Origin of the sequence: Streptomyces sp. (assembly GCF_036524955.1) — a bacterium.
GTDB lineage: Bacteria > Actinomycetota > Actinomycetes > Streptomycetales > Streptomycetaceae > Actinacidiphila.
This window is the reverse complement of record NZ_DATDBG010000132.1, coordinates 1-4968: the sequence shown is the minus strand read 5'-3', so window position 1 is coordinate 4968 and position 4968 is coordinate 1. Positions and strand designations below refer to the sequence as shown.

Below are 4968 nucleotides of genomic sequence, written 5' to 3'. Positions count from 1 at the left end.
GCAGCCGAGCGTCACTCCCGGAATCGACCGGCGATCCGGGTCACAGCACAGGAGAACAGACATGAGCAACGAGACCGTGACCGCGCCCGCGGTGTCCCGAACGGTGACCGCCCCGATCGTCGGCGGGCCCGGCGGCGCGGGCGTACTGGCCGGGCAGGAGGGGTTCCCCGAGGTACCGGACGACATCCGTGAGGTGGCCAGGCTCGCTCCCGACCACTGGGTGGGCATGCTCGACCCCGGATGGGCCGGCGAGGGCACCCCGCCGCGGTGGGCCGTGGTGGGGGAGTGGCGCTCCGGCCTGGACGGCGAGGTCGAGGAGTGGCGGGAGAACGAGGAGCACCGGCCTTCGCCGACGGCGCTGGGCTGGCCCGCTCCTTCCGACGAGGTGGACGAGGCGATCCAGTTGGCCATCACCGGGTACGGTCCCGGTGAGGCCGTGACGCGGACGTTCGCGGTCGCGGAGGTGGCGGTGCTGACCGATCCGCGGGGCGCGCCGGTGGTCGCCACCACGCCGGACGGCATCCCGGTCATACCGGTCTTCACGCACGCCGAGCAGCTCGCCGCCGCTGGGCGGCTGGCCTACCGGGTCCAGCCGGTCAGGGAACTGGTCGCGGAACTCGCTCCGGAAGAGCGGCTGATGGTCAACCCGACCGGTGTGGCCAGCGTCCTGCTGGAGACCGACGCCCTGCTGCGGGCGATCGCCGAGCGGACTGAGGAGTCGGCGGCGGACTGACGAGGCGGTTCCGGAGGCGTCGGCCTCCGGCTGCCTGCGGACTCGGGCCCGGATCCGAGCCTCCGCGCGTTCGCGTCCCACCCGGCCGGGTTCCGTCCGGCCGCCCGGCTGGGCGCCGAGCTTCCGGCGATCGCCTCTGACCGGGCCGGGGTCTGTCCGGCCATCCGGCCCGGAGCTGCACCCCCGGCGGCTCCGTCCGATCCGGCTGGCTCCCTCCGACCGCCCGGCGGGCGGTCCGCCTCCGGCCCGGGACCGGAGGCGCCCGGTCCGGACCGCCCCCACGGCTCCCGCCCGCTCACGGCGGGGCGACGCGCGTGAAGTCCTCGCGCATCGTGCGAGCGGTCCTGCGCACCTCGCGCAGCACGGTCGCCACCGCCGGTACGCCGGCCATGTCCGGCCACAGCAGCGCGTACGTGTGCCGCAACGGCCAGTCCCGCAGCGGGCGGTGGACCAGGGGGGGCACCACGTGCGCGTACAGGGCCAGCTCGTTCATCATGCTGACGCCGAGTCCCGCGGCCACCAGGGACTGGATGACGAGCAGGTCGTCGGCGGTGGCGGTGATGCGCGGCTGGAAGCCCAGATTGGTGCAGGCTGCCAGGAACCTGTCCCGGATGGTCTCCATCACCCAGTCGTGGTGAGCGAGTTCGCTCAGATCGATGGTGGTGCGGCCGGCCATCGGATGGTCGTCGCGCATCAGGACGCAACGGCGGTCGGTCATCAACGGCACCCGCAGCATGGCCGCTTCGCCCTCGGGGAGGTCCTCGTTCTCCCAGTTGCACAGCAGCCCCAGATCCGCCTCGCCGGTCCTGATCAGGTGGCGCGCCTCGACCGGCTCGGCCTGGGTCAGGGTGATGTGCACGTGCGGGGCGGAGCGCCGCAGCCGCGCCAGCACCTCGGGCACGATCGTCACGCAACTGCTCTGGAAGGCCACCATGCGCACCAGGCCGCCACCACGCGCCACGACCGAGGAGACCTCCTGGTCCGCGGCGCGCAGCACCGAGAAGATGGCGTCCGCGTGGCGGACCAGCGTGTGGCCGGTCTCGGTCAGTTGCAGGCCGCGCCCGACCCGGACCACCAACGGCACGCCCACCGACTGCTGGAGACGGCGCATCTGGTAGCTCACCGCGGGCTGCGAGTAGCCCAGCGAGGCCGCGGCGGCCGTGTAGGAGCCGGTCCGAGCGACCTCGGCCAAGACCTGCAGCTGATGAACATCCAACATATCCTTGAGGATAGAAGGATTTTATGAGTCCGCAAAAAAATCCTCGTTGGACGGAGGTAGCCGGATTTCGATCCAATAGGCGCCAGCACAGGGAACCGCTCGACCTCGTCGCCCGCAGGAGTTCGTGTGACCAGTACCACTGAGACCGGCGTGAACGCACGCCCCGGCAACGGCGCCGATCGGCAACCACTCGTACGTATCAGCGATGTCAACAAGCACTTCGGTGACGCCCAGGTCCTGCACGACGTGTGCCTGGACGTCCATGCCGGAGAGGTGGTCGTGATCATCGGGCCGTCCGGGTCGGGCAAGTCCACGCTCTGCCGGTGTGTCAACCGCCTGGAGACGATCACCTCCGGCACCATCACCGTCGACGGCCAACCGCTGCCGGCCGAAGGACGGGAACTGGCGCGGCTACGAGCCGAGGCAGGGATGGTCTTCCAGTCGTTCAACCTCTTCCCCCACCTGACCGTGCTGCAGAACGTCGCCCTCGGCCCGGTCAAGGTGCGGGGAGTGCCGCGGGCCGACGCCCGTGAGCGCGGACGGCAGTTGCTCGCCCGTGTCGGCCTGGCGGACAAGGCGGACGCCTACCCGGCGCAGCTCTCCGGTGGCCAGCAGCAGCGCGTGGCCATCGCGCGGGCCCTGGCGATGGACCCGAAGGTGCTGCTGTTCGACGAGCCCACCTCGGCGCTCGACCCGGAGATGATCCAGGAAGTGCTGGACGTCCTGGTCGAGTTGGCGGCCGACGGCATGACCATGATCGTCGTGACGCACGAGATGGGCTTCGCACGCCAGGCAGCCGACCGCGTCGTGTTCATGGACGCGGGCCGGATCGTGGAGACGGCCCCTCCGGCCGACTTCTTCGCTGGCCCCAGGAACGAGCGTGCCGCGGACTTCCTGTCCAAAGTGCTCCACCACTGACTCCCCCTGGCCGGTCCGGGGCCCCACCGTCGCGCACTCAGGAAGCGCCGGCGGACGGCCCTTCGGCCGAGCCGGGCGGGCGGGCCGGGTTCCGAAGGGGGGCGCCACCCCCTTCGGAACCCACGTCCCGACACCACCGCGCGGGCGGCCCGCACCCCTGGCCGCACCCGCGTGTCACCCGCACCCGCGTGTCACCCGCACCCGTGCGGTCACCCGCACGTACTTCTCGCCCGCACCCCGCGTGGTCACCCGTGCGCTCCCTTCGTGGCGCCCCGGTCCGACCCGCACCCACCACGCTGCCTCCGCACGGCCGTACCCCCTGGCGCACTGTCGCGCCCCCTCCCTCGCGCAACGTCGCGCCCCCCGGAACTCCAGTCCTCGCAGGAGAAGTCATGACCCGCACCACCCCGCCGCGCACTTCCGCCGTCAGACGCCGCTACCTGGCCGCCGTCACGCTCGTCGCTGCCGCGGCACTCACCAGCGCCTGCTCCGGAAGCTCGTCGCCCTCCGCGGAGGTGCCGGGCGCGCCCGTCAAGTCCGGCGCGGCCACCGGCGGCGCCGCGGCCATCGAACAGCTCATCGCCGCCGAGCAGCCCGCGGACGCCTCGCTGATGCCGGCCGGGTCCACGGCCGCCAAGATCAAGGAGCGCGGCAAGCTCCTCGTCGGCGGCACGCAGACGGCGGCCCTGTTCTCCCTGCTGGACCCGACCACCGGCAAGGTCACCGGCTTCGACGCGGCGCTCTCCCAGTTGCTGGCGAAGTACATCACCGGGAAGCCCGACACCCAGCTCGTACAGGTCACCGCGGCGACCCGCGAGGCGCTGCTGAAGAACCACTCGGTGGACGCCGTGTTCGCGACCTACACCATCACCCCCGAGCGCGCGAAGATCGTCAACTTCGCCGGCCCGTACTTCCTGGACGGTCTGGCGGTCCAGGTCAAGAAGGACAACAGCGACATCACCTCGGTGAAGGACCTCGCGGGCAAGACAGTGGTCACCCAGTCCGCGTCCACCGCGGCCACGGCCGTCAAGGCCGCCGTGCCCACCGCGAAAATCCAGCTCTTCGACACCAACATCGAGTGCCTGCAGGCCCTCAAGCAGGGGCGGGCCGACGCCTACGTCCTCGACCAGAGCCTGCTGGCGGGCAACGCCTCGAAAAACCCCGAGGTGAAGGTGCTGCCCGGCACGTTCAGCCAGGAGCCGTACGGTATCGGACTGCCCATCGACCGGCCGGACTTCAAGAAGTTCGTCAACGACTGGCTGGCGAAGATCGAGGCCGACGGCACCTGGGCCAAGGTGTGGCAGGCCACCCTCGGCACCCAGGTGCCCGGCGCGGTCCCCGCACCGCCGAAGATCGGCTGACCGCCGATGGGCGTCGTCGCCTCGCACCTCGGAGTGTTCGGCAAGGGCTTCCTGGTCTCGCTGGAGATCAGCGGCTGCACGTTCCTGCTGGCCGGACTCCTCGGGCTGCTGCTGGCCGTGTGCCGGATCAGCCCGGTGGTCCCGCTGCGCCTGTTCGGTCGGCTGTACGTCTCCGCCGTGCGCAGTGTGCCGCTGCTGGTCCTGCTCATCCTGTTCGTCTTCGGGCTGCCGGAAGTCGGCCTGGTCTACTCGCTGTTCTGGACCGTGGTGACGGCCATGGGCCTGTACTGGGCCGCGTTCTTCAGCGAGGCCATCAGGTCCGGCATCCGCGCGGTCCCCAGAGGGCAGATCGAGGCGGGCCGGGCGCTGGGCCTGACCTTCGGGCAGGTGCTGCGGCTGATCGTGCTCCCGCAAGCGGTGCGGTGCATCATCCAGCCGCTGGCCTCCCTGCTGATCGCGGTGACGCTCAACTCCTCGCTGGCCGCCGCGGTCGGCGTCACCCAGGAACTGACCGGGCAGACGCAACTGCTCGACCAGCAGTACGCGCAACCGCTGTTCACCTTCGGCGCCGCCGCCGCGTGCTACGTCGCCTTCACGCTGGCGATCGGGCGGTTGGCGGCGGCGCTGGAAAGGAGACTGGTGGTGCTGCGATGAAGCCCCTGGGAAAGTCAGCCGCGAACACCGCTGTCACCGCGGACGCCCCCGGTAACGCGGCCGTCACTGTCACCGCGGACGCC

The 4968-nt window shown here is 71.2% G+C and carries 5 protein-coding genes; 4 read left to right on the top strand and 1 reads right to left on the bottom strand.

All coding sequences use genetic code 11. From position 1 onward, the window contains the following. The first annotated feature begins 61 nt into the window (after positions 1–61). Complete coding sequence (locus VIW71_RS11010) at positions 62–733, top strand: type VII secretion system-associated protein (protein WP_331621912.1); 672 nt, start codon at positions 62–64, stop codon at positions 731–733. A gap of 295 nt (positions 734–1028) precedes the next feature. Here VIW71_RS11010 and VIW71_RS11005 read toward each other — a convergent pair whose 3' ends face one another. After that, on the bottom strand, positions 1029–1952 hold the full coding sequence (locus VIW71_RS11005; RefSeq protein WP_331621911.1) for a LysR family transcriptional regulator: 924 nt from the start codon (positions 1950–1952) through the stop codon (positions 1029–1031). A gap of 150 nt (positions 1953–2102) precedes the next feature. On the opposite strand from VIW71_RS11005, the gene VIW71_RS11000 reads away from it, so the two are divergent. The 3 genes from VIW71_RS11000 (at position 2103) to VIW71_RS10990 (ending at position 4885) form a co-directional block, all read left to right on the top strand. Beyond that, entirely contained in the window at positions 2103–2870 is a 768-nt protein-coding gene (locus VIW71_RS11000) for an amino acid ABC transporter ATP-binding protein (protein ID WP_331621915.1), read from the top strand. Between the two features lie 392 nt (positions 2871–3262). Continuing rightward, positions 3263–4231, top strand: a complete 969-nt coding sequence (locus VIW71_RS10995) for a glutamate ABC transporter substrate-binding protein (protein WP_331621910.1) — start codon at positions 3263–3265, stop codon at positions 4229–4231. Between the two features lie 6 nt (positions 4232–4237). Beyond that, positions 4238–4885 (top strand): amino acid ABC transporter permease, encoded by a 648-nt coding sequence (locus tag VIW71_RS10990; protein WP_331621909.1) that lies wholly within the window; start codon positions 4238–4240, stop codon positions 4883–4885. The last annotated feature ends 83 nt before the right edge of the window (positions 4886–4968 follow it).